Origin of the sequence: Brevibacillus porteri, assembly GCF_003013475.1 — a bacterium.
GTDB lineage: Bacteria > Bacillota > Bacilli > Brevibacillales > Brevibacillaceae > Brevibacillus > Brevibacillus porteri.
On record NZ_PXZO01000021.1, the window covers coordinates 49,788 to 73,189 of the forward strand.

The following is a 23,402-nucleotide window of genomic DNA, read 5'->3' on the forward strand; positions in this document are numbered from 1 at the left end:
AGTTTATTAGAGGGGAGACAAAAGAAATGGGCAAGACCAAGCATGGAGGACCAATTAAGCTGGATACTTCGTGGAAGCCTTCCTTATGGGCTTCACTGATGCCGATGGGACTCGGAAAAATCAAGCCGCATCACATTCGCGATACGATGAAGGTGGCCTATGACAATCGCGATAATTTGGGCTATGCGTATCGTATTTTGACACAAGGGGTATGTGATGGTTGTGCTCTCGGCGTATCCGGTCTCTACGATCAGACGTTGACTGGTCCTCATTTGTGCACCACGCGACTGAATGTACTGCGTCTCAATACTATGTCTGCCATGGATGCCAAATGGTTTGAAGACGTGAATGCGCTGCGCAAGCTATCTAGCGAAGAATTGCGCAAGCTGGGAAGAATTCCATATCCACTTTCAAGAAAGCCAGGCGAAAACAAGTTCACCCGCATTAGCTGGGATGAAGCGTTAAACCGCATCGCCACAAAAATTAAAAACATCAGCCCGAAACAGCTGGCCTTTTTCTTGACCGCTCGTGGGATTACCAACGAGGTATACTACACGGCAGCTAAAATGGCTCGTTTCCTCGGAACCAACAACATCGACAACGCATCACGTATTTGTCACTCGCCGAGTAAGACAGCACTAAAGCGTTCGGTTGGAATTGGTGCATCGAGCTGTAACTATCAGGATTGGATCGGTACCGATGTGCTCGTATTCTGGGGCTCTGTACCAGGTAACAACCAGCCTGTATCGACGAAATACATGTATGCTGCGAAAAAAGCAGGAACGAAAATCATCCTGATCAACCCGTACAGAGAGCCAGCGATGGAGAAGTACTGGATTCCATCTGTACCGGATAGTGCTTTGTTTGGAACGAAGATTGCAGACGATTTCTACCAAGTGAACATTGGCGGCGACATTGCATTCATGAACGGCGTGATGAAGATTTGGTTCGAGATGGAGGAAGCCAAACCAGGTTCTGCGATCAATCATGAATTCATCAAGGAGCACGCGAACGGAATCGAAGAGCTGCGCAAGCATGTGATGAATGAATCTTGGGACAAAATCATTCAATCCTCCGGTCTCAGCCGTGAGCGTATCAAAGAATTCGCGCAACTGCTCGCCAACTCCAAAAATGGCGTATTCGTATGGAGTATGGGACTGACTCAGCACAAATTCGGTACGGACAATATTTCTCAAGTAGCCAATCTGGCTATCCTGCGTGGATTCTTCGGTCGTAAGCACACAGGTCTCATGCCGATTCGCGGTCACTCCGGCGTACAAGGCTCCGGTGAAATGGGGGCCGATCCATTCAGCTTGCCTGGCGGCGACTTCGAAGAAAAATCGTGGGACCGCATTGAAAAGATCTGGAACTTCCCGATCCCGAAATGGCAAGGGGATATCGTGGGTATTACTTTGGAAAATGCAGTGTTGCCAGATGGACACGAGCGCAAGACCAGACTGTTCTACACGAGCGGTGGTAACTTCCTGGAGACGATGCCAGATCCGGACTTCATGGAAAAATGCTTGGAAAGCGTAGAGCTACGTGTACATCAGGACATCATTTTCAATACATCTACGTTGGTGGACGCGAAGGAAGAAGTGATCGTTCTGCCGGCAATGACTCGTTACGAGCAGCCGGGTGGCGGAACTTCGACTAGTACAGAGCGTATGGTCTATTTCAGTGCAGAAGTCGAAGGGCCACGTATTGAAGAAGCCCGTTCGGAATGGGAGATTTACGTAGACTTGGCGGCACGGGTAAATCCAGAGAAAAAGCATCTGATGCACTTCTCCAATGCGGCTGAAATTCGCGCAGAGATCGCCCTAGCGAATCCGAACTACGACGGCATCCAGCATTTGAAAAACCGTGGAGATGTCTTCCAATGGGGTGGCGCATGGTTGTGTGAAGATGGCGTATGCCCGACACCAGACGGACGTGCGAATCTGATCCCGATTGAGATTCCGGATTTGAACAAGCCAGAAGGCCACTTCTATGTAACGACTCGTCGGGGCAAGCAGTTCAACTCGATGGTCTATAGCAAGAAAGACCCGTTCAACAATGCGGACCGTTATGATATCCTGATCAATGCAGAGGATGCAAAAGAACTGCGCATTGCAGAAGGCGAAAATATCGTCGTTTACAATAAATATGGAACGTTCCAAGGACGGGCCAAATTCGAGGACACCAGACGCGGAAACATTCAAGTACACTGGCCGGAAGGGAACGTACTCATTCCGAAGGGTGTATACGAGACATACGCAGGTATTCCCGAATACAATACAGCCGTGAAGGTTGAAAAAGCGGACACTTTCCACGCCAACAAAGATTTGAAATACGTGGAGAGAGAAGTAGAAGATTTGGAAGTAAACGTCGGCTGACGAGCTGTAGCAATGGGTGGTCAAGATTAGGAGGAACAAGCCATGCGTTTTTCGCGACAAACACTCTCGGTTGAAGAAGCGATGAGCAAGCTGTTGGCAAAATTGCTGACAGGGAGAACGGAACAAGTGCAGATCGAGGAGGCATACGGGCGGATACTGGCCTCTGATCTATGTGCAACATATGATTTGCCGCACTTTGACCGATCGCCGCTGGATGGGTTTGCCGTGAGAGCTGCGGATACGGTTGGGGCCTCCGTTGACCACCCGATTACGCTAACAGTGCTAGAGACGGTTGCGGCCGGGCAAGTACCTACTAGAGAATTGAAAAAGGGCTACGCTACGCGGATCATGACAGGAGCGATGATGCCTGCGGGTGCGGATGCGGTCATCATGTTTGAGCAAACGTACAACCCAGCCGAAGAGGCGGATACTGTACGGCTCAAGCGTGAGATGAAGCCTGGGGAAAATGTATCGCGTCGCGGTGAAGAGATGGCCGCAGGAACGATCATTGCCAAGGCGGGCGAGCGGATTAACGCAGGTACTCTCGCCAGTTTGGCTACGTTTGGCTATTCGCAGGTTGAGGTGTTCTGCAAGCCGCGTGTCGGTCTGATTTCGACTGGAAGCGAGCTGCTGGAGATTGATCAGCCGCTTGCTCCAGGCAAAATTCGCAACAGTAATACGGTGATGCTGACTGCCTTGATTGCCGAGGCAGGGGGCATCCCTGTTTCGTTTTCAAGGCTGCCGGACGATTTGTCGGTGGCAAAGACGAAAATCAATGAATGCTTGCAGGGCGTGGATCTGGTCATTTCAAGCGGCGGTGTGTCCGTTGGGGATTTTGATGTGATCGCGGCATTAGTGGATGAGCCTGAGGTGGAGCTTCTGTTCAACCGGATCGCGATACGTCCGGGAAGTCCGACAACAGCGATGATCATGGAAGGCAAGCCTTTTATTGCCCTATCAGGTAATCCGGGTGCCTGTTTTCTCGGATTTGAGTTATTTGCGCGAACAGCGATTCGGCGCATCTCGGGAGAAGCCCATGTAGTGCAACAGGTGATTAAGGCGAGACTTGGCGTCGATTATACGAAGCCTTGTCCATACCCGCGTTACCTGCGAGGGAAGCTCCTTGAAAAAGACGGGGTTTTGCACGCGATCCCTGATTTTAATGAAAAGGCAGGGAATCTGGGGACGTTGAAGGACAGCGAATGCTTTATGATCATACCAGCCGGGGGAAGCGGGCAAAAAGCAGGAGAGCTGGTTGATGTTCTCACGCATACCGCCCCAACCTGGAGAAGAGAGGGATAGCGAATGGTTAAGCCACCTTGTGTTTTGCAGATTGTTGGTTATTCGAACAGTGGCAAGACGACGCTGCTCACCAAGCTCATTCCGATCCTCGAAAAGGCAGGGATAAGAGTCGGGGTCATCAAGCATGACGGGGGACATGATTTTGAGTGGGATCAGCCAGGGAAGGACACCTGGCGTTATCGTGAAGCCGGGGCATCGCTTGTTGCTATCACTTCGAAAACGAAGACAGCCATCGTGGAGCAAAAGCCGCAGGAGTTGTCCGTCCTTATCCAGCGCTTAGCAGACGCCGGGGCCCAGCTCGTTTTGGTAGAAGGCTTCAAGCGTGAAGGTTATCCCAAGCTCGTCCTGCTTCGCAGGCCTGAAGATCAGGAGCTTTTATCGACCGTTACTCATCTGGTAGGGATCGTAGGTTGGTCAGACAATCGTCAGCCGGGGTTGCCATTTTTCGATATTAATGACATAGACAACTTGGCCACGTTTGTAAGGGAACGGGTATCCGTTTGGTATTGTCAAAACTGATTAGAATAATTGAGATCATTCCAGCTTGGTTGGGATGATCTTTTTTTGTAGAACTTGCTGGCAGATTATCCATGTAATGAAAGATGTGGTAATGTAAATAAAAAATCGGCAAGAAATGATAAGGAGCAAAGAACATGAAATGCCCTCACTGTAACGAAGAATTAAATGAACTTCCTTTCTGTTACGGAATGGAAGCACCACATTATTTTTACATGGTACCAGAAGAGAAAAGAACAGAATTAATCAGAGACTTTTGTGTAATAGATGAACAGCATTTCTTTATTAGAGGACACATTGAAATACCAATAATGGATACAGATGAGAAATTTATATGGAGTGTTTGGGTTTCTCTTAGTGAAGAAAACTTTTTGAAATCGAATGAATTGCTGCACGTAGAAGGAAGGGAGAATGAAAAACCTTATTTTGGTTGGTTATCGACTGAACTTTCCATCTATCCAGAAACTACCCTATCCTTAAAGACATTGGTACATACACAAGAAGTTGGTGCGGTTCCATTAATAGAAGTAGAACAAACGAGTCATCCACTTGCAGTTGAACAAAGAGAAGGAATTACAATGGATAGAGTGAAAGAAATTGCTCATTTAATCCATCATACTGAGTAAATGGATTGCTTCAATCTGATAGTTTTGGACGTATATATTCACTCCAATGGCTGATAAACTTGCAGCATATTTCAAAATAATAGGAGTGATAACAATGGATGGAGTGCGTTACAAAATTAGAGAAGTATTGGATAAGAGCAAGATTGAGGCATTTTTGCAGCAAGCTAGAATCGGACATCTTGGAATGGTCGATGGTCATTTGCCGTATGTTGTTCCGCTCAATTTTGTCTGGACAAACGGGAAGCTATATTTCCATGGGGCCACCGGCGGGAGAAGAAATCAGGTTATGGATGCGAATCCAGAGGTCTGTTTTACGGTTTGTGAAGAATATGGAACGATTACTGATCCGGTGCCAGCTAAGACGGACACAGCGTATATGAGTGTAATGATTTTTGGCAAGGCACAGCCTATAGTCGATCTGGATGAAGCTACACACATGTTGCAAGAAATGATGAATAAGTATGTACCTGGCTACTTCAATCGGCCTTTACCCAAGCAGCACGTAGACAAATACCGTTCAGCAGTATTCGGTGGTCCGGTTCAGGTGTATCGAATAGATCCAGATCATATCACTGCGAAAGAAAATCCAATGGAAGAAGAAAAAATGTTCAAACCGGGTAAAACTGTGTAAATGCATTTGTAAAAACATGAATGCTGCCGTTATTTATGCGGCAGCATTTTGCATGATGAACGCCGTGTAATCTCCGCAAGACGAAGAATGCCTTCTTCAATGGTTGATTCATCTACTTTAGCAAAACCCAGCACCCATCCTTTTCGATCGCTTTTCAAACAATACTTGCTAAGTGGATAAACACGGATTCCTTTTTCGAGTGCTAGGTTCGTCTCGGCTTCTTCGACAAACGATTTATCAGCTTCAAGAAGGATATGCAACCCCGTTTCTACGCCGCTTAGTGTGAAATGTTCGCCGAGACCTGTCGTGATGATGGCCTTTGTCATGGCTTCATGTCTGCGCCGATATACATTTCGAACTCGTCTCATATGGCGCATGAAATGACCATGCTCAATAAAATGAGTAAGCGTTAATTGTTCCATAATCGGAAGATGACGATAGGTTAATTCATGGACTTGGACGAGCTGACGAATGGCTTCTTTGGGACCAATGATTGCCGATATTCGAATACCAGGAGCAATCATTTTGGAAAAACTCATCATATACAGCGTGTTCTGAGGTCGCTGACTGAACAAGGTTGGAAGTGGGTCGCCGCGATAGCGAAATTCGCTGTCGTAATCATCCTCAACAATCCAAAACTGCTGCTCGGCAGCCATGTGTAACAATTGTTGCCTGCGAGGTTCCGACATAATGACTCCAACCGCACACTGGTGCGATGGCGTAACATAGACAAGCTTGGACCCCGGATGAATATGGTCTACGCATAACCCGTACTCGTCAACTGGAACGGAGACAACTTGCATACGCCTATACTTCATTGCCATCCAAGCAGCAGGGAAGCCAGGATCTTCAACAGAAACGGTATCTCCTTCCTGTAAAAGGGCTTGGGCGATCAAATCAATGCTATGTTGGGCGCCTGAGGTTAACATGATTTGATCGATAGTTACATGAACGCCCCGTTCAAGTGACAAATATCGTTGGATCTGTTCACGTAGCGGTTGGTATCCATAGGCATTGCCATAAGCCCAACTGTCCAGATTCGTTTCTGTGGAAGCTTGTAAAAACGAACGTCTCCAATTCTTTTGAAAATGTTCGTCTAAATATGGCTCATGGGGACTGAAATCGATCTCAACCTTTCGACTATCTTTGTCTCCGAACCAACCGTGCAAATGACCGATTGTAGCGTTTAATAAAGGCAATTCGGGGGGGACAGGTCCTTCGGTCGCAACATCCTCTGATGGACGCGTTGCATACGTCCATTCGCTCACTCTAGTCCCGCCGCGACGTGAGGTTACCGTGTATCCGCGGCTGAATAACTCCTCATAAACAATCTGTATGGTGGAACGGGAAACGCCAATTAAAGAAGCGAGTTCGCGGGAGGGGAGCAGCAATTCACCTGGCTGCCATTTTCCAGTGGTAATATTATGGATCGCTTGGTCCAGCAGTTGCTGCCAGATTGGACGCTCGTCATCTCGGTTTACTGTTAGCATTCATTCACCTTCAGTGTTTTTGTTGGAATGATAGATTTGGCTGATATGCTATCATGGCAATCGTTTCTTTTGCAACAAGAGAGTTGGGGGACGACTTTTTCTTATGGTCTTTTGCAGTTGTCACAAATCGTTTCTATTTCCTGTGACCAGAATCACATGTGTAATTCTGAACCTCCCGTACACTTGAAATATAGAAAGAACGAAGCACTTCAAGGAGGTTCTACGATGTTAAGCCCAAAAACCATTGAAATCATAAAATCAACCGTTCCTGTGCTAGAGGTACACGGAACTGCCATTACAAAACGTTTTTATCAAATGATGTTTGCTAAGCACCCTGAGCTTCTCAATATTTTCAACCACGCCAATCAAAAGCAGGGAAGACAGCAAACAGCTCTGGCAAATGCGGTGTATGCTGCGGCTTTGTATATTGATAAGCTGGAAACGATTTTGCCTGTAGTGAAGCAGATTGGACACAAGCATCGCAGCCTGGGAGTGAAGGCTGAACACTACCCAATCGTCGGGGAAAACCTGCTTGCTGCGATCAAAGACGTACTTGGCGATGCCGCTACAGACGAGATTTTACAAGCATGGGCGGAAGCGTATGGCGTCATTGCGGATGCTTTTATTGGTGTAGAACATGAAATGTATGAAGAGGCGAGCGGGCAGCCTGGAGGATGGGTAGATTTCAGAGAGTTTATCGTCCAGCGCAAGGTGAAGGAAAGCGACGTGATCACTTCCTTTTATCTGGTTCCGGCGGATGGCCAATCGATTTCCAGCTATGAGCCAGGGCAGTATGTCAGCGTCAAGGTAGAATTACCGGGCGAGCAATTTACGCACATTCGCCAGTACAGTCTCTCAGATGCGCCAGGGAATGCGTACTACCGCATTTCTGTCAAACGCGAGGACGCGATGCAAGATAAGCCAGCAGGAAAAGTATCCGTTTATTTGTCAGAGGAAGTGAAGGAAGGAGATAGCCTGCAGCTGTCTGCTCCGGCTGGAGATTTTACCTTACAGCAAGAGGACAGCCGTCCGGTTGTGCTGCTCAGTGGTGGTGTAGGATTGACCCCCATGATCAGCATGCTAAACACACTGATCAAATCGGGAACAGACCGTCCGATCACCTTCATTCACGCAGTCAAAAACGGAAATGTGCATGCCATGAAGCCGGCAGTAGAGGAGCTGGCCGCAAAACATCCGCAGCTCTCTGTTCACTGGTGCTATACACAGCCGACCGAGCAAGATCGAGTGAACGGTGCATATCAAAAAGAAGGCTATATCGACTTGCCGTGGCTGCAAAAGGTCATCGATACAAAAGAGGCAAGCTACTATTTCTGTGGTCCAATTCCATTCATGAAGACGATCAACGGTGCTCTGTTGGAATGGGGAGTGCCAGCTGACGATATTCATTTTGAGTTTTTTGGTCCGGCAGCGACCTTGGCATAAAGAGTCTCTCACGAAAAAAAGCGCAAGCTTACTCGCGATTCGCAGCTTGAGCGCGCAGCAACCGATTTACCGTCTCGCGGCGAAGCCCGATGAGCTGACCGATTTCATCCTGAGTCAGCAAGTCTGAAAGCGAGGCGACAGGAATGAATGTCTGAAACCAAAGCTGGAGCTTGCGCAGCTTTTCAGCAGGAGAGACTTCGGTCAGTTGGTCGATACGCTGCTGCATCATCCGCAGCTTCCCTTGCAGCTGTAGCGCGATATCACGACACTTTTCAGGATTGTCATCCAGACGGCGATACCAATCCGGGGCAGACAACACTTCGACCTCACAGGTCACGAGAGCGATTGCTGTCCCGTAATAGGGATTCGGGCTCATCAACGAATGATGCGGGATGATCTCATCCGGAACGATGATGTTGACCAGCGTCAATGCTCCGTCTGCATGTACCCGAACGATTTTTAACAGACCGCTCTTCAAATGATAGAGCGGTCCAGATTCTCCTTGTCGAAACAGGACTTCTCCCTTGTGCAGGATCATGGGTTTCTCCTCGATTCTCTACGTTTTTCTCTAGCAATTATAGCAAGCTCGGCAGGAGGAAGTAAGCAAGTGTAAAAAGCAGTTTGCCGCTTTTTTAGGCTTGCTACAGCAAGGATGCCTTTTGCTATAATGGGGAAATCACAGCTAGATAAAGGGAGTTGTCTGATGCTCAACTTTGTTACATGGGTAGGCTTCATAGTGGGGGGACTCCTCATCGGATTGATTGGCTATGTGGCTTACCGCTACTGGTACCATATGGGGCAGCTTCCGAAGCCGGAGTTTCGTCATCTGGATACAAAAAAGCCAATGCCTGCCGACTGGAGTCATGATGAGGTTACATTTACATGGATCGGTCACTCGACGATTCTGTTGAATATGTTTGGTACGAAAATACTGACGGATCCGGTTTTGGGCGAGAAGCTGGGGATTAAGCTTGCAGGTGTCCATTTTGGTCCCAAACGCTTCACACCTCCTGCCCTCGACTTTGCTGAAATTGGCGAGGTAGATATCATCTTGCTATCGCATGCCCATTTGGATCATGTCGATCTGCCTACCTTGCAGAAAATAGCGAATCGCTCCACACATGTCATTACGGCGTACCAGACGAGCAAGCTGTTCAAGCATATGCCGTTTGGTTCGTATGAGGAAATGCAGCCGGGAGAAGCGATTACAACCAAAGAAGGAATGACGGTTACTGCGATTCCTGTTCGCCATTGGGGCAACCGCTTTCCATGGAATCATGAGTATGGCTACAACGGCTATATGATTGAGAAAAATGGCGTGCGCATTCTCTATCCAGGGGATACCGCTTATATCTCCATGGAAAATTTGCCGAAGCAATTCGGGCCGATCGATCTGGTGTTCATGCCGATTGGCGCCTACAAGCCAGACGCGTATCAAGCAGCGCATTGTACGCCAGAGCAAGCATGGCAAATGTTCAAGGAGACCCAAGCCAAGTGGCTGGTTCCTATTCATTGGAATACGTTTGTGCTATCGCGTGAGCCAGTTGATGAGCCGTTCGAGCGTCTGTTGGCAGCAGCGGGGGACGAGAGGGACAGGATCGTTGTTGAAAAACAAGGGGAGACGTTTTCGATCCCTGTTCAATCGATGTGAAAAGCTGGCGACTGCATACATGGCAGTCGCTTTTTACGTTGATATGAATAAACGGGGAAGGAATAGCTACCTTATTATAGAAATATTTTTATCGAAGGAGTTTTTGGAGGAGGGGTACATATGTCAAAAGCATTGCCACAACGCTGGGATATGGATGTGATTTTTCCTGGTGGTAGTGAATCGGAGGATTTTCTGGCGTTTTTAGGGACGTTGGAAGGGGATATTGCGAACCTGAAGGCACGGTTGGAGCAATCTGGCGCAGGTTTGCGTGAAACAGCGGCTTTTAAGGAAGTTATTACTCATGTCCAAAGCATTGCCGTGCGGGTGAGACAAGCAGGTGCATTCATTTCCTGCCTGACAGCTCAAAATGTAAAGGATGAGCCAGCCAAACTGCTGGGTGGGCGTGTAAAGAGCATCTCGGCTGCGTTTGGTGCAGTATTGACGCGCTGGGAAGAACAGCTGCTGGCTGTCGACGAGGCTGCATGGGAGAAGCTGTTAGCAGACGAAGAATTGCAACCGCTTGCTTTTGTGCTGAATGAGCGCCGCCGCCGTGCACAGGAAAAGCTGTCCCCTGAACAAGAAGTGCTGGCAAACGATTTAGCCGTAGACGGGTATCACGCTTGGCAAGATTTGTACAATACCGTCGTGGGACGTATGACCATTGAGGTTGAGGTCAATGGAGAGACGAAGCAGTTGTCCGTCGGGCAAGCTTCTAACCTGATGAGCAGTCCTGATCGTGCTGTTCGTGCCCATGTTTTTGAAAAGTGGAAAGAAGCTTGGGGCAAGGAAGCGGAGTTGTGCGCGCAGGCGCTGAATCACTTGGGTGGTTTCCGTCTCTCTCTGTACCGTCATCGCGGCTGGGATTCTGTCCTGCGTGAACCGCTGGATATTGGACGGATGCAGGAAAAAACACTCGACGCGATGTGGCAGGCCATCGACAATCGCAAGGATCGCCTGGTTGCCTACCTGGAGCGCAAGGCAAAGCTGCTCGGTGTAAACAAACTGAGCTGGTACGATGTAGGAGCTCCAGTCGGTAAGGTACATAAAGAAGTGTCTTACGATGAAGCAGCTGCCCTGATCGTTGAGCACTTCAACCGCTTCAATCCGAGCATGGCTGAGTTTGCGCAAAAGGCATTCGATGAGGGCTGGATCGAGGCAGAGGATCGTCCTGGCAAGCGCCCAGGCGGATTCTGCACGAGCTTCCCGGTCAGCAAGCAGTCCCGTGTGTTCATGACGTATGCTGGAAGCGCAAGCAATGTATCCACACTGGCACATGAGCTGGGGCATGCGTATCATCAGCAAGTCATGTGGGATTTGCCAGCACTTAACCAAAACTACGCGATGAACGTAGCGGAGACAGCATCGACCTTTGCAGAGATGATCCTCGCTGACGCTGCTGTGAAAAATGCAGCCAATGAAGATGAAAAACTGGTGCTCTTGGAAGATAAGCTGCAATCTATCATCGCGTTTTTCATGAACATCCACGCTCGCTTTATTTTCGAGAAAAACTTCTACGAGAAGCGCAAAGAAGGTCTCGTTAGCGCGGCTGATCTCGACCGAATCATGGAAGAGGCGCAAAAGCAAGCGTACAATGGAGCTTTGGCAGATTATGAGCCGCACTTCTGGGCATCGAAGCTGCATTTCTATATCACGTCGTATCCGTTCTACAACTTCCCGTACACATTCGGGTACTTGTTCAGCATGAGTGTCTATGCGCGTGCGCTTGAAGAAGGCGAGAGCTTTGCGCCGAAATACGATGCACTGCTCCAAGATACGGGCCGCCTGATGGTAGAGGACTTGGCGAAGAAGCATCTCGGTGAGGATATGACGACAGTTGAGTTCTGGCAAAAAGCTGTTGATCTGGCTGTGGCAGACATCGACGAATTCCTGCGCCTGACAGAAGAAGCATAAATCACGAATAAATAAGCTCCAATCAGCCTGTCGCTTTTCTGACAGGCTGCTTTTTCGTTGAGAGATTGTTAACATCGCAGACGAAATCTTCGGATAACCTTTACCTGCGGTTTATAGAATCCTCGCTATTTTTTCGTACAGTAAAAGAGAAGGGAGTACTTGCAAAGGGAGGCATCGTAATGGACACTGGCAGTCATCTTTTGTTGGGTGTCACACTGGCGGGCTTAGCTCATATCACGCCGGCAGTGGCACATGATCCGGCACTTGCTCAGGCGCTGATGGTCGCAACGGTAGTGGGCTCTCATGCCCCGGATTTCGACACTGTGGCCAGACTTCGCGGTATTTCTTTTTACATTCGTTTTCATCGGGGAATTACTCATTCGATTCCCGCCTTGTTTCTGTGGCCCCTCATCATCAGTCTTGCTCTTGCCTGGGGTTTTGGTCTCATCGGGCAGTTCGGGATTTTGTATGGTTGGACGCTGCTGGCTGTTGTGCTGCATGTTTTTCTCGATATGCTAAACGCCTATGGGGTCCAGTGTCTTCGCCCTATTAACAAGCGCTGGGTGCATTTGGATGTACTCGCGATTTTTGAGCCACTGGTGTTCGCGGTTCATCTAGCAGCGGCGATATGGTGGATAGCTTTTAACGGAGATGCCAGTGTGCTATTTCCGATAGCATATGGCATGACGTTCGTGTATATTGGTGTGCGGGCTTGGCAGCATCACCGTAACGTCAGACGGGTAGAAAGGGTATTGGAAACAAGGGGCATAACCCATGTTTTCCCTAGCATACATCCTTTTCACTGGCGATTCGTCGTAGAGACGGAGGAACTGTTTTACACAGGGAGAATCGAGTATGCACGTGTGATACTGGAGGATGTGTATCCGAAGCAGCAGCGTGATGCAATCATTCAGGCTACTGTCGGTGTGGACGGAGTTCGTGCTTTTCTCGGATTCGCTCAACGAATCCACGTCACGTGGAAGGAGATTGCCGACGGTTATGAAGTCACGTGGAGTGATGTGCGTTTTTGGTACAACCGCAAGCTGCCATTTGGCGTAGATGTTGTCTTGGACCGTGATTTGAATGTCGTTGATCATCGGTTGGGCTGGCGAAAAAAAGCGTGGGACCCGCCGTTTGTATAAAAAGGCTGTTAGCAATGCCCCGTCAGTGAATCTGGCGGGGTTTTACTGTTTTTTACAAAAGTAGCTTTGCAAGCTCCGGAAAGAATGATACACTGAAAAAAACTAAACGTTCGATGGTGATAGAATGAATGATATGTATTCGATCAGAGTAGAATGGTCTCCTGCGTATGAATGTATCATTAGCCTTTACACTTACATTTACGAAAAGGAGCGCAAGCATTATTTGCTTGGTACGGCTTGGAAAGAGGAGACAAAACGAATGCTTCCGGCGTCTTTTGCAGATGAACTCGCAGATGAACGCTGGGAGGTACTCCACCGTTTAGTTCTGCTTGTAGCGCAATCGCCCCAGACCAAATCCGTCGAAGAATTTCTTGGGTGGCTGGAAAGCATCCCTCCCGGTGAAATTTATGAGCGTCTCGCGCCATGGGTGGAGACAATCCCGCTGAACCTTGGGGAAATCCGTGATCACAGCTTGTCGCTGCTTACCAGGTGGAATGAACATTATTTTTCGAAACTGGAACCACGCATTTTACAGAGTTTGCAAAGGAGTGCCGATGAGCTGACGGCCCGCGTCAAAGAAATGCCTCCGATAGATTTGGTCGATCAAGTAACGAACGGTATCTGGATTGAGCCGATGGCAGATTTGCGAGAGGTTGTACTGATCCCGCAATATCATAGCGCCCATTCTTCTGTGCTCGACTTTTATCGGGGGCTTGCCACTTGCATGTATCCTGTCAAAGATGCGGCAATGACCAGACCACAGCCGCTCCTGGAGCTGTTACCCATCACACAGTGCCTGGCGGATGAGAAACGCCTGCAAATCTTGCGTTGTCTAGCGAAAAAGACTTGCACTCTCGGGGAATTGCAAAAGCAAGTATCACTGGCAAAAAGCACCGTCCATCATCATGTAACGGCGTTGCGCAGAGCGGGGGTGATTCGAGCTCATTATACAGGCAGTACGACGATTTCCTACTACAGTCTGCGCGAATCGTTCGTCGAGCGTCTTCCCGTCTTGCTTCGTTCCTTTTTTCATACACCAGAGTAAATTTGCTTACGGAAATGGCATGATTCTGTTGAGAGGGTAGGTTGAATCAGTATGAGCAAAATGAGGCAAGTGTGGGAGGCGTATCACCCGATTGTTCATTTGTTGATGGCAGGGACGGTGTTTGTTCAGCTCACGCAATCCATGAGCATTCCGTTTTTGGCCATCTATCTCGGTGAAACGACGAAGCTCTCTCATGCCTATATTGGACTTATTATCGGTGCAGGTCCCTTGGCTGGAACAGTCGGGGGATTTGCTGGTGGGATTCTCTCGGATTTATTTGGCAGACAAAAGCTGATGTTTTTTTCCTTGCTTGCTATGGCGTGCTCGATTATCGGATTCATCACAGTAGCGTATCCGATCGGTTTGCTTTTGATCAGTATGATAATGGGATTGTCGGCCTCGATATTTGCGACGGTTTCAAAAGCATTGATGGGAGACTTGACTCCCGAGCATAAGCGTTTTCGTGTATTCTCGAACCGATATCTTGCGAACAATCTTGGCTTTGCGATTGGTCCTATGCTCGGTGCTTTTTTGGGAATTTCCGGCAGCAACTTGGCGTTTTTTCTGACTGCGGTATCCTTGGTGAGCTTTGCCATCATTTTAGTAGTGGCATGTCGGAGATGTGGGGTAACCGATGATGGCGGGGGGAACAAAGAGGTAGAGAGGGCCAGTTTGGCTGAGATTTGGCAAGTGCTCAGAAAGGATGTCGTTCTTCTTACCTTTGTCACAGGTGGAGTCCTGTTAGTGACGGTTTACGGTCAGATGTCTGTTACGCTCTCCCAATACTTGCGGGAAAACTTTTCAGAGGGAGTCGCCTTGTTTGGAACATTGATGAGCGTCAACGGATTTACCGTCTTGCTTTTACAAATTCCAGTGACGAGGCTGGTTGAGCGTTATTCCTTGTTTGCGCGGATAGCAGGTGGCGCTGTGCTGATGGCCATAGGAGAAATCGGCTTTGCTTTTTCGCCAGACTGGGCTTGGTTTATTACGGCGATGATCATATTTACATTAGGGGAAATTCTGATTGTACCTGCGGAGTATGCGCAAATCGACGAGATCAGTCCCGCGAATATGAGAGGGACTTACTATGGGGCACAAAGCGCAACGATGCTGGGTAGCTTTCTCGGACCATGGGCAGGAGGTATGGTGCTCACCGCATATGGTGGTCCAGTGATGTTTTTGGTCATGGCAGTATTGGCGCTGGTTAGCTTGATCTTTTATTGGCTAGGGCGCAGGCTGCATGAAAAGCGGAAGCAGCCTAGTAATGCGATCGTAGAGACTGTCATGTAGCTTCTTGCCGATTGATTGCGAGTGCCGTATAATAGAAAGTATCTTTTCAAAAGGGGACGTTTTGATGTCGGTGTGTGTTCTTAACTAAGCAATTGGATAGGGTACTCCCATTCTTTTTGGCAAAAACCTCATTTTATGTGAGTTTATTTGCTATGGAATAGAGGAGGCCTTGATTGGTTAAGAACTTACGGTCATCCATCTACCCATTTGCTCGACTACGGGAACCGTGCTCTTACGCACGGTTTTTTTGCGTGACTATCCACGCGCACGTAGCGAACGTATGCCCTCAAGGCGGAGATGAACGAATGTTCATGCTCTGCCTTTTTGTGTGCATCGATGGGTCCATCCCTTTTGAAAAGAGGTTCTCTACATGAAAAATTATATCGAAGACACCTATAAACAAGTGCGTTTACAAGAAGGTCAACGAGTGATCGAACAGTTTCTGCTTGCGTGTTATTTTCATCCGGGTTTGCCTACGAAAGAGCTGGCAAGAAAGCTACTCTTGCCTATACCTGTGGCGACTGCCATTAAAAAAGAGCTGATCAAGGCAGGTGCCATACAGCAGGGGAGCGGGGTAAGATGCACCGCAGAAGGGGAAGCGTTCATTGAGCAAAAGCTAGGGTTTGGTGGGCTGGATCGAGAGTTGTACGAAAAGCTGATGAAAGACGACGAAGCTTGGAAAACCGAGCTGGTTGACTTAAAAACGGAGATGGAGACGATTTTTGCTGGGCGTCCGCAAGTCGATGTACAGATTGATCAGTCCAAATGCACAGTCGAAACGAGCTTGCGCAGGGCAATCTTATGCTTGCGGTATCAGAGCTTGGTGGGCAAAAAAATATTATGCGTCGGGGATGATGATTTAGTCAGCATCTCGCTGGGGCTTTTACTCAAGCGTTTGTTTCCAGGGAATCAACAACGACCAGAGCAAATTGACGTAGTCGATATCGATGAACGCTTTCTCCAGTACATTACGGATGTGTCCAAGCAAAAAGCATTGACCGTAGCCTGCCATCAGGCTGATTTGCGGCAGCCGCTGCCGAAGAAGCTACAGGGTGGGTACGATTGCTTTTTTACTGATCCACCTTACACGCTGCAAGGAATGGCTTTGTTTTTATCCCGCGGAATCAGTGGGCTGCAAAAGCAAAAGGGACTGTCCATCTTCCTGTCCTTTGCGCATAAATCCCCGGATTTCACGCTGAATATGCAACGGGAGTTCGTGCTGGCAGGCTTGACCGTACGAGAGGTGCTCAGTCATTTCAATGAATACGAAGCGGCGCAAATGATTGGCAATAAGGGACAGATGATCGTGCTCACCACTACAGAGATGACGGCTCAGACGATCAAGCATTCGTTTCTGGAGTCGCTATACACAGGTGAAGAGACTCCTTCCAAGCGTGAGTATCAATGCAAGCGTTGCAAAAGGTCGATCCAGGTAGGGGCACAGGCAAAAATAGTGACGATTGAACAATTGAAAAAACGCGGCTGCCCTCGTTGCAAGCATCAGAGCTTTGAGCTGTTGTCCCGCCGGAGAGCACAAGACTGATTGTACGCAAGTGGGCATATGGTAGTGGTGGAGGGGAGGGAGAATAAGAGAAGATGGCATACGAAAAAGCGTTTGTTTTATTACGGATCGGGACGGGAATCTTGTTTTTCATCCATGGCATAGCCAAGCTGCAAAAAGGGATGGCTGCTGTTGTGACGACGTTTGGTGATCTCGGCTTGCCGGGGTGGCTGGCGTATCTGGTTATGATCGTAGAACTGATCGGCGGTCTCGCGCTGATCATCGGAATCGGGGCGAGATATGCTGCCTGGGGATTAGCTGCGATCATGGCAGGGGCGATTGTGACGGTGAAATGGGCGAAAGGCTTTGTGGGCGGTTATGAGTTCAACTTGATCCTGTTGCTTGTCACGATTTGTGTGGGTCTAAAAAGGTGAAAAAGAGATCCGGCTGAACCAGTAAGCGGTCAGCTGGATCTCTTTTTTAAACAAACAGCTCGTAATACTCAGGAGAAACGTTCTCTAAAAATGGACTTTTTTCACCCGGATAGTAAAGATGCAGCTCGTGCATGGCTCGTGTGCATGCTGTGTAAAAAAGCTTGCGTTCGCTTTCTTCGCCATAGCATGCGGCGGAAGCATCATAAAGGATGACCGCATCGAACTCGACCCCTTTTGCCAAGTAAGCGGGAATAATCAAGATTCCTTTTTCGAAGGAAAGAGTGGCGGGCTTGATCAAGCGAATCGGCAATCTCTCTTGTAAAGCGTCATGAACGACTTGGGCTTCCTCTAGCGTTTTTGTGATAACAGCGATCGTCTGATGACCACGATCGGCGAGCTCACGTATGCGCGTTTCGATTTGATCGGTATGAGCTTGGGGTGATGTCACTTTGGTTAGAGTTGGCAAGCGACCGTCGCGCATAAAAGGCTCAATCATATCTCCGTTTCGCAAAAGTTGTCGTGTAAACAAGACGATGGGATAGGTGGAGCGGTAGCTTTTGGTCAGGACAAAGGTCTCCGTCTCTTCAGGCTCAAACAGGGATGTGACAGCCTCAAAGCTATTCTGGTGATACGCATGAGCGTAAATCGCCTGATTCCAGTCTCCCAGCACGGTCATTTTGGCACGGGGAAACAAGCTCTTGATGAGAGCGAACTGAAAGGCGGAGTAGTCCTGGGCTTCATCGAGAAATACATGACGGACGAGATTGTTCGTCTGCTTGCCCTCCAATCGTTCCTGCAAATACAAATAAGGAGGGATGTCTTCACATGCCAAATACTGTTGCTCTAAACGCTCTGCCGTCTGTTCGCACACGGCGGGCCAATTGTTCAATACATCGTGGTGGAGAGTATTTGGCGCAAGCGTCCCGAGCAAGTCAGGTGACAAGAAAAGCTGACGGTAAATAGCGCGAGTATCAATAAATTGAAGTTCCCGGATAAAATCGCGCAGAGGCTGAAACTGCTTTTTGACGATCCAGTTGGCTAAGAGCTCCTGCTCGCGTTCGAAGTCATCGAACGTATCCTCCCGAAACTGCTTTTTGCGGCGCAGCGATTGATAGGCAGCTACATAAGCGTCTCGGTCAAGTAGCTCCATTTCATCTTCGACCCATGGTTTAGAGCGTTCTCGCTGTTCCATTTTTTTCAGCTCTGTCAGCAGTGATTTGGCAACGAGTACCATCCGATTGGGGATCGGCAGACTCGTATCGAGAGAATAAAACAGCTCATGGATGTGGGCAGCACTGATTAGTGTCTGGTTTCTAAATGTAACGGGGCGAAACATGATACCAGATTCCTTCAGGTTATTCGCGTATTCGTCCATGGCTTGCAAAAACAAGGCGCTTGATTTGAAACGGATTCCTTCCAGACGCGCCTCGTATCCAGATTGATCACTTGCTGTCAGTACATACTCCATCTGTTCAAGCGGGTTTTCCAGGCGGAAGTTGTCACCGAGACGATGCTCCGCATATTCCTGAAAAGTCGTTTGCTGCATATTTTCCTCGCCAAGCTCAGGAAGAACGGTCGATACGTAGCTATTAAACAAGGAGTTGGGCGAAAACAAGACGATTTGCTCCGCAGTCAATGTCTTGCGATAACGGTATAACAAATAAGCGATTCGTTGCAAAGCCGCAGACGTTTTTCCGCTACCGGCAGCTCCGGAGACGATGACGAGTCGGCTGCGTTCGTTGCGGATGATGCGGTTTTGATCCCGTTGGATCGTGGCCACGATGCTTTTCATCTGCGAGTCAGCCTGTTTGCCGAGTACCTCCTGAAGCAGCTCGTCGCCAATCGTCACGCCCGTATCGAACAGGTGCAACAATTTGCCGTCGCGAATGATGTATTGTCTTTTGCACGCAATCTCTCCATTTACGATTCCACTTGGGGTATTGTACTCTGCTGGCCCCGGCGAATAGTCGTAATACAGACTGGAGATAGGTGCGCGCCAGTCGTAGACGAGAAACTCCTCGTCGTTTTTATCCAGCAAGGAAGCAATGCCGAGATAGATGGCTTCTGGCTTCGATTCTAGCTCTTCTTGAAAATCAATCCTGCCAAAATAGGGAGAGTGCAACAATCGCTGTAGCGTACGCAACTGATTTTGGGCATGGCGATGGATGCGTTCACGCTCGGACAGGACTTCTGCTTGCTGCTTGATACTGGCGTAAGTCTCGACAGCTTCGATGGCATCTTCGAAGTTGACTGTCACATCGTCCCAAAAATGCTTGCGAATTCCGATGATATCCTCGCTCACGACATTCACATGCTCTTTGAGGTCATCTATTCGGTTCTTTATCTCTGAGATGACTCGTTCAACACGTTGTTGTTCGTTTTGCCGATCTTGATCAGTCACGCTCATGGTACCGCTCCTTTTTCGTTCCCCATTTTTGATCTGATGGTTTGACAATCGAAAGTGAATGTGGTACTATTATATTGGAGATAAAATAGATACATATTAACAATTGACCAACAGACCAATTCTCATTGTATCACGTGAAAATTGGCTTTTCAACATGGTGTAGGAAAAATACGAATTGAAATGATAGGGAACTCCTTTGGGGGTTCCCTTTTTTGTTGCGACTAGACTTGTCCGTCAAGCGTTCCAGTGAGAGCTACCCATATACGGGTTGTTCCCACCAGTCTATTGAAAGGTAAAAGGCTGTCTTCTCACCAGTGTTTGGAACGCGAACGATGAGCGCCATTCCTGGTCCGAGAATCCACTGTCCGCCAGGGGTTGCCTCAACGGTGGAGGACGCCGGAATGATTCGCGTGGCGGTCTGAATGTGATCAGAAAAGGTATCCGTCATACCGGCGCCATGCAAAACTTGCCCTTGAGCGGCGGGACAAGAGGGGAGTTGAATATAACCAGAAGTCACTTGACGTGAGAGAGTTGCACCAGTGAGGGAGGAGCCTTTGCCAAACAAGAAATGTGCTTCTATCGGGTGCGGGGATGGATTGGTGACCATCCAGTGATGGACAAACAAATGAACACCGGAGCGTAAGGGATTCGACAAGGCAGCGATCCCGATAGCCCCATCGCTCACGATCATTTTTTCCGATTGCCCCATGAAGTATTTACATTGATCCGCCATCGACATCGCATACGGAATGTGAACACTCCGACTCAGCTGTTCCGTAGCAGAAGGAGTGGGAAACGGATAGTACCCCATCTGCATGTAGACATCCGGTATTCCACCATAAAAGTACGAGGGGCGTGTATAGGAGGGCTTTGTCATGATTTCCTCTCCTTGTGAGTGGGGTAACTGCTAACCCTACAGCATATGGCAATCGTCCATGGAGGGTGTCAGGAGCTGGCGTTATTGGCAGGCAAAGTTCCGCTGAAGTCATGGCGTGACGGATAGAAAAAAGGCTGGGAATGAAAATCCCAACCTTTTGCAAGCTTTTGTCTACGATACGGTTTTCCAGGCATGAATGGCAAGTAGCGCCCATCCTGCGAGGAACAAAACTCCGCCAATCGGCGTAATCGCACCGAGAACCTTAATTCCGGTCATCGCCAGCGTGTAGAGACTGCCGGAGAAGATCAACGAACCAGCTGCAAAGCACCAGCCCGCCCAGACGAGGCCAGAAGAATCCGGGTACCATTTGAGCAACAGGGCAACCAGCACCAGAGCCAGTGCATGTGTCGTCTGATAGGTCACGCCCGTATGGAAAATGCCCAGCGAATACTCGTCCAGTTTTTCCTTCAGTGCATGTGCTCCGAATGCTCCTAACGCAACCGAAAGAAATCCACTGATACTGCCAAGCATCAAAAACAGCTTCATGAGTGCGTCACTCCTTTTTTCGCATAACCTGTACACTTGTCTGTTCTCTATTCTAACTTAAAAATCCAAGTTCAAAAAGTCGACTTTTCAGCACCGAGAAAGTGGCGAGAACCTGAAGAAGGAGGAGCGGAGTGTAGGTATACTACATGAGCACCGGACTTTGAAGGTGAACGTCACTTTCGATGTCGAATAAGCATGCAGAATTACTTCGTGATCAAAAGTCGATTTTTTGAACAACCGCTAAAGCCCAATTGTAATTTGGTGAACATGCCTTGGACTACCGTACAGACCGCTTGTCAACCTCTAACATAAAGTAAAGTATCGCAGTGGCAACGCTTACAGGCTGCTGCGACGGGAGGTGACGTAATATGAACAAATGGATTTCCAACGTTGGAGGTCTCCTTGGTGGTTACGCATTGCTGAAAGCACCAGTGGATGGTTCCTTCCTGAATGGATTGGACCCGCTGGTAGATGGGGTTGGTCTCATCGCTGTGACTGTATTCGCGGGAGCTCTTATTTATTCTGGTGTACGCGACTGGTTTAAGGGTTAAGAAGTAAGATGGAAAACAAATCAAGGGTGTCTCCAATCGGGGATGCCTTTTTTTCTGGAGGAATAACAGAGCAAATTTACGGAAACAGCCTTAGTCCGAACTACTACCGGACTAAGGCTGTTTAGATAAATCCTATTTGTGCTTTACTTGATTACTCTTTTTATTCGAGATTAAATCCATTATAACGATCAAGGCCACTATAAAAATAGACTGCAATAGAGGTTTTACATAGCTGGATTGATCGTATATAAAGTAAGCTACTATCAAGTTGAGTATGAAAGTAATTAAGTACCCAAAAGTTTTAATTATCTCACCTCATCTCAGAACCAAGGGTCTATTAAAATGCGGATATACAACGTTAAGGAAGGATGAAGAGAAAAGAGACCCCTTCTCGAGGGACTCTCTTATTTTTATTAGTTCCAATTTACTTTTGATATTTTCCATTTAAAAGCCGCAGATATGAAATACAAAATTGAGGAAACAAAAAATAAAGTAAACATATCTCCTGTCAACAATAAGTAAAGACTTAGAGGTAAGGAGACCACAAAAGAAATAATGATAAGCGGTTGTTTTAGGAACGAGGCAATTAAACCAAATATCGCGGGAAGTAACAAACAAAGGGCGGTAAATACAGAGACAGTTGGTTTGTCGTAAAGCAAAATGTACCAAAGAATAATTGTTCCTACAGAAGCAAGCAAACCACATATCAGCGATAGACTAAACATAGAACTAGATTTCACGTTGCTCACCCTCTTTTCAAAAAAATGTAAATACCCCTTCTCTTTCCCAAGATATATATTATAATATATTGCTAAAATGTTAAAAAATAGTGAATAGGGAGAGGGAATCAAATGTCAAAAAAGTGGATAGTAGTTCCAGTAGTCTTATCACTTTCTTTTTTAAGCGCATTTACTGCTCTTGGTAAAGAGAACAAAGTCATGAGATTGGATGCTGAATCAGGAAGTGAAATCATCTTAAAAAAAGTAGAGTATCGTGAAACCGGAGATGGAGAAGGTCAAGTCACTATTGAAGGAAGAGCTACAGCAGACGGGATAATTGAGGCTTATCAAATTCAAATTGATACAGAAAATGGAACTTATATAACCAAACCATTAGATTACAAGCCAAGTGAAGAAGAGTTGATGGAAGAAGAATCAGAAGAGGAATTATCTAATGACGAAGTAGGTTCTTCTGAAAACCAACTTCTCGCTGCTAAAAGTTACTACAAGGGATGGTTGAGAGCTTCAACAGAAGATCCAGTTCGAATTGAAACCGCTGCATCCAAAATTTCGATGTCCTGGAGTGAAGATATTGACGGCCTGTTGGAGTGTTCGAGTAGTACCTTTAACACATGGGCAGCCAATCCTTCGGAGTTTGATACACACTGGTATAAAAATGGGCAATCGTTCCCTAAATATAAATACAACTCGGATAACTCAAAAATTACACAAACCGCTTGGGCTGCGTATTATAACTACGATTTTGGTAATGACGACCTCCGAACAGATGTAAAACACAACATGACAATGATCCCCGTTAATAAGGACATTGGTAGTGGCCAGTTTGATTATAAAGTAACAATGGATAAGTCCGGAGAATCTTCTGCATTACTTGAACTTAATGTAACAACGAATTAAAAAGTTCTTCCAAAACAGGAAGATTGG

Annotated in this window: 20 protein-coding genes; 15 read left to right on the top strand and 5 right to left on the bottom strand. The window is 47.7% G+C overall.

The genetic code is table 11. The features are described 5' to 3' along the window. Window positions 1-26 precede the first annotated feature (26 nt). From C7R92_RS13050 to C7R92_RS13070, 5 genes are all read left to right on the top strand, one after another. Window positions 27-2,375, top strand: a complete 2,349-nt coding sequence (locus C7R92_RS13050) for an FdhF/YdeP family oxidoreductase (RefSeq protein WP_106834532.1) — start codon at window positions 27-29, stop codon at window positions 2,373-2,375. 42 nt (window positions 2,376-2,417) lie between these two features. Next, on the top strand, window positions 2,418-3,677 hold the full coding sequence (locus tag C7R92_RS13055; protein WP_106834533.1) for a molybdopterin molybdotransferase MoeA: 1,260 nt from the start codon (window positions 2,418-2,420) through the stop codon (window positions 3,675-3,677). A 3-nt stretch (window positions 3,678-3,680) separates the two neighbouring features. Then, on the top strand, window positions 3,681-4,196 hold the full coding sequence (mobB, locus tag C7R92_RS13060) for a molybdopterin-guanine dinucleotide biosynthesis protein B (RefSeq protein WP_069846488.1): 516 nt from the start codon (window positions 3,681-3,683) through the stop codon (window positions 4,194-4,196). A gap of 134 nt (window positions 4,197-4,330) precedes the next feature. Beyond that, on the top strand, window positions 4,331-4,819 hold the full coding sequence (locus C7R92_RS13065; RefSeq protein WP_106834534.1) for a DUF2199 domain-containing protein: 489 nt from the start codon (window positions 4,331-4,333) through the stop codon (window positions 4,817-4,819). A 94-nt stretch (window positions 4,820-4,913) separates the two neighbouring features. Continuing rightward, window positions 4,914-5,450, top strand: coding sequence for a pyridoxamine 5'-phosphate oxidase family protein (locus tag C7R92_RS13070; RefSeq protein WP_106834535.1), 537 nt, complete (start codon window positions 4,914-4,916; stop codon window positions 5,448-5,450). Window positions 5,451-5,479: 29 nt separating this feature from the next. Here the strand turns inward: C7R92_RS13070 and pdxR are convergent, their stop codons facing one another. Next, window positions 5,480-6,940 (bottom strand): MocR-like pyridoxine biosynthesis transcription factor PdxR, encoded by a 1,461-nt coding sequence (gene pdxR, locus C7R92_RS13075; RefSeq protein WP_106834536.1) that lies wholly within the window; start codon window positions 6,938-6,940, stop codon window positions 5,480-5,482. Window positions 6,941-7,165: 225 nt separating this feature from the next. Here pdxR and hmpA point away from each other — a divergent pair, with 225 nt between their 5' ends. Then, window positions 7,166-8,383 carry an NO-inducible flavohemoprotein gene (gene hmpA / locus C7R92_RS13080; protein ID WP_106834537.1) on the top strand — a complete coding sequence of 406 codons (1,218 nt, stop codon included), beginning with the start codon at window positions 7,166-7,168 and terminating at the stop codon, window positions 8,381-8,383. Window positions 8,384-8,411: 28 nt separating this feature from the next. Here the strand turns inward: hmpA and C7R92_RS13085 are convergent, their stop codons facing one another. Beyond that, window positions 8,412-8,921 carry a Crp/Fnr family transcriptional regulator gene (locus tag C7R92_RS13085; RefSeq protein ID WP_106834538.1) on the bottom strand — a complete coding sequence of 170 codons (510 nt, stop codon included), beginning with the start codon at window positions 8,919-8,921 and terminating at the stop codon, window positions 8,412-8,414. Between the two features lie 165 nt (window positions 8,922-9,086). Between C7R92_RS13085 and C7R92_RS13090 the strand changes: the two genes are divergently transcribed. The 7 genes from C7R92_RS13090 (at window position 9,087) to C7R92_RS13120 (ending at window position 17,357) form a co-directional block, all read left to right on the top strand. Beyond that, window positions 9,087-10,034 carry an MBL fold metallo-hydrolase gene (locus tag C7R92_RS13090; RefSeq protein WP_106834539.1) on the top strand — a complete coding sequence of 316 codons (948 nt, stop codon included), beginning with the start codon at window positions 9,087-9,089 and terminating at the stop codon, window positions 10,032-10,034. Between the two features lie 120 nt (window positions 10,035-10,154). Then, window positions 10,155-11,945: a M3 family oligoendopeptidase gene (locus C7R92_RS13095; RefSeq protein WP_106834540.1), complete on the top strand. Its 1,791-nt coding sequence runs from the start codon at window positions 10,155-10,157 to the stop codon at window positions 11,943-11,945. A gap of 179 nt (window positions 11,946-12,124) precedes the next feature. Further along, the gene (locus tag C7R92_RS13100) at window positions 12,125-13,087 is read left to right on the top strand and encodes a metal-dependent hydrolase (RefSeq protein WP_106834541.1); all 963 of its coding nucleotides are present in this window, start codon (window positions 12,125-12,127) and stop codon (window positions 13,085-13,087) included. 124 nt (window positions 13,088-13,211) lie between these two features. Next, window positions 13,212-14,132, top strand: a complete 921-nt coding sequence (locus tag C7R92_RS13105) for an ArsR/SmtB family transcription factor (RefSeq protein ID WP_106834542.1) — start codon at window positions 13,212-13,214, stop codon at window positions 14,130-14,132. A 51-nt stretch (window positions 14,133-14,183) separates the two neighbouring features. Further along, window positions 14,184-15,422 (top strand): MDR family MFS transporter, encoded by a 1,239-nt coding sequence (locus C7R92_RS13110; RefSeq protein ID WP_106834543.1) that lies wholly within the window; start codon window positions 14,184-14,186, stop codon window positions 15,420-15,422. Window positions 15,423-15,792: 370 nt separating this feature from the next. Further along, complete coding sequence (locus tag C7R92_RS13115; RefSeq protein WP_106834544.1) at window positions 15,793-16,965, top strand: bis-aminopropyl spermidine synthase family protein; 1,173 nt, start codon at window positions 15,793-15,795, stop codon at window positions 16,963-16,965. A 53-nt stretch (window positions 16,966-17,018) separates the two neighbouring features. Then, the gene (locus C7R92_RS13120) at window positions 17,019-17,357 is read left to right on the top strand and encodes a DoxX family protein (protein ID WP_106834545.1); all 339 of its coding nucleotides are present in this window, start codon (window positions 17,019-17,021) and stop codon (window positions 17,355-17,357) included. Between the two features lie 46 nt (window positions 17,358-17,403). Here C7R92_RS13120 and helD read toward each other — a convergent pair whose 3' ends face one another. The 3 genes from helD to C7R92_RS13135 all read right to left on the bottom strand — a co-directional run bounded on the left by helD (window position 17,404) and on the right by C7R92_RS13135 (window position 21,187). Next, entirely contained in the window at window positions 17,404-19,764 is a 2,361-nt protein-coding gene (gene helD, locus C7R92_RS13125; protein WP_106834546.1) for an RNA polymerase recycling motor HelD, read from the bottom strand. A 253-nt stretch (window positions 19,765-20,017) separates the two neighbouring features. Next, entirely contained in the window at window positions 20,018-20,641 is a 624-nt protein-coding gene (locus C7R92_RS13130) for a DUF6143 family protein (protein WP_106834547.1), read from the bottom strand. Between the two features lie 171 nt (window positions 20,642-20,812). Then, entirely contained in the window at window positions 20,813-21,187 is a 375-nt protein-coding gene (locus C7R92_RS13135) for a DUF423 domain-containing protein (protein ID WP_106834548.1), read from the bottom strand. Between the two features lie 368 nt (window positions 21,188-21,555). Here C7R92_RS13135 and C7R92_RS13140 point away from each other — a divergent pair, with 368 nt between their 5' ends. Both C7R92_RS13140 and C7R92_RS13150 read left to right on the top strand, forming a co-directional pair. Further along, window positions 21,556-21,738, top strand: a complete 183-nt coding sequence (locus C7R92_RS13140) for a hypothetical protein (RefSeq protein WP_106834549.1) — start codon at window positions 21,556-21,558, stop codon at window positions 21,736-21,738. 851 nt (window positions 21,739-22,589) lie between these two features. Next, on the top strand, window positions 22,590-23,375 hold the full coding sequence (locus tag C7R92_RS13150; RefSeq protein WP_106834551.1) for a hypothetical protein: 786 nt from the start codon (window positions 22,590-22,592) through the stop codon (window positions 23,373-23,375). The last annotated feature ends 27 nt before the right edge of the window (window positions 23,376-23,402 follow it).

What these genes read in the sequence shown, in the direction of transcription:
- C7R92_RS13050 (WP_106834532.1), top strand. Translation starts at nt 27, where the DNA reads ATGGGCAAGACCAAGCATGGAGGACCAATTAAGCTGGATACTTCGTGG.
- C7R92_RS13055 (WP_106834533.1), top strand. Translation starts at nt 2,418, where the DNA reads ATGCGTTTTTCGCGACAAACACTCTCGGTTGAAGAAGCGATGAGCAAG.
- mobB (WP_069846488.1), top strand. Translation starts at nt 3,681, where the DNA reads ATGGTTAAGCCACCTTGTGTTTTGCAGATTGTTGGTTATTCGAACAGT.
- C7R92_RS13065 (WP_106834534.1), top strand. Translation starts at nt 4,331, where the DNA reads ATGAAATGCCCTCACTGTAACGAAGAATTAAATGAACTTCCTTTCTGT.
- C7R92_RS13070 (WP_106834535.1), top strand. Translation starts at nt 4,914, where the DNA reads ATGGATGGAGTGCGTTACAAAATTAGAGAAGTATTGGATAAGAGCAAG.
- pdxR (WP_106834536.1), bottom strand. Translation starts at nt 6,940, where the DNA reads ATGCTAACAGTAAACCGAGATGACGAGCGTCCAATCTGGCAGCAACTG.
- hmpA (WP_106834537.1), top strand. Translation starts at nt 7,166, where the DNA reads ATGTTAAGCCCAAAAACCATTGAAATCATAAAATCAACCGTTCCTGTG.
- C7R92_RS13085 (WP_106834538.1), bottom strand. Translation starts at nt 8,921, where the DNA reads ATGATCCTGCACAAGGGAGAAGTCCTGTTTCGACAAGGAGAATCTGGA.
- C7R92_RS13090 (WP_106834539.1), top strand. Translation starts at nt 9,087, where the DNA reads ATGCTCAACTTTGTTACATGGGTAGGCTTCATAGTGGGGGGACTCCTC.
- C7R92_RS13095 (WP_106834540.1), top strand. Translation starts at nt 10,155, where the DNA reads ATGTCAAAAGCATTGCCACAACGCTGGGATATGGATGTGATTTTTCCT.
- C7R92_RS13100 (WP_106834541.1), top strand. Translation starts at nt 12,125, where the DNA reads ATGGACACTGGCAGTCATCTTTTGTTGGGTGTCACACTGGCGGGCTTA.
- C7R92_RS13105 (WP_106834542.1), top strand. Translation starts at nt 13,212, where the DNA reads ATGAATGATATGTATTCGATCAGAGTAGAATGGTCTCCTGCGTATGAA.
- C7R92_RS13110 (WP_106834543.1), top strand. Translation starts at nt 14,184, where the DNA reads ATGAGCAAAATGAGGCAAGTGTGGGAGGCGTATCACCCGATTGTTCAT.
- C7R92_RS13115 (WP_106834544.1), top strand. Translation starts at nt 15,793, where the DNA reads ATGAAAAATTATATCGAAGACACCTATAAACAAGTGCGTTTACAAGAA.
- C7R92_RS13120 (WP_106834545.1), top strand. Translation starts at nt 17,019, where the DNA reads ATGGCATACGAAAAAGCGTTTGTTTTATTACGGATCGGGACGGGAATC.
- helD (WP_106834546.1), bottom strand. Translation starts at nt 19,764, where the DNA reads ATGAGCGTGACTGATCAAGATCGGCAAAACGAACAACAACGTGTTGAA.
- C7R92_RS13130 (WP_106834547.1), bottom strand. Translation starts at nt 20,641, where the DNA reads ATGACAAAGCCCTCCTATACACGCCCCTCGTACTTTTATGGTGGAATA.
- C7R92_RS13135 (WP_106834548.1), bottom strand. Translation starts at nt 21,187, where the DNA reads ATGAAGCTGTTTTTGATGCTTGGCAGTATCAGTGGATTTCTTTCGGTT.
- C7R92_RS13140 (WP_106834549.1), top strand. Translation starts at nt 21,556, where the DNA reads ATGAACAAATGGATTTCCAACGTTGGAGGTCTCCTTGGTGGTTACGCA.
- C7R92_RS13150 (WP_106834551.1), top strand. Translation starts at nt 22,590, where the DNA reads ATGTCAAAAAAGTGGATAGTAGTTCCAGTAGTCTTATCACTTTCTTTT.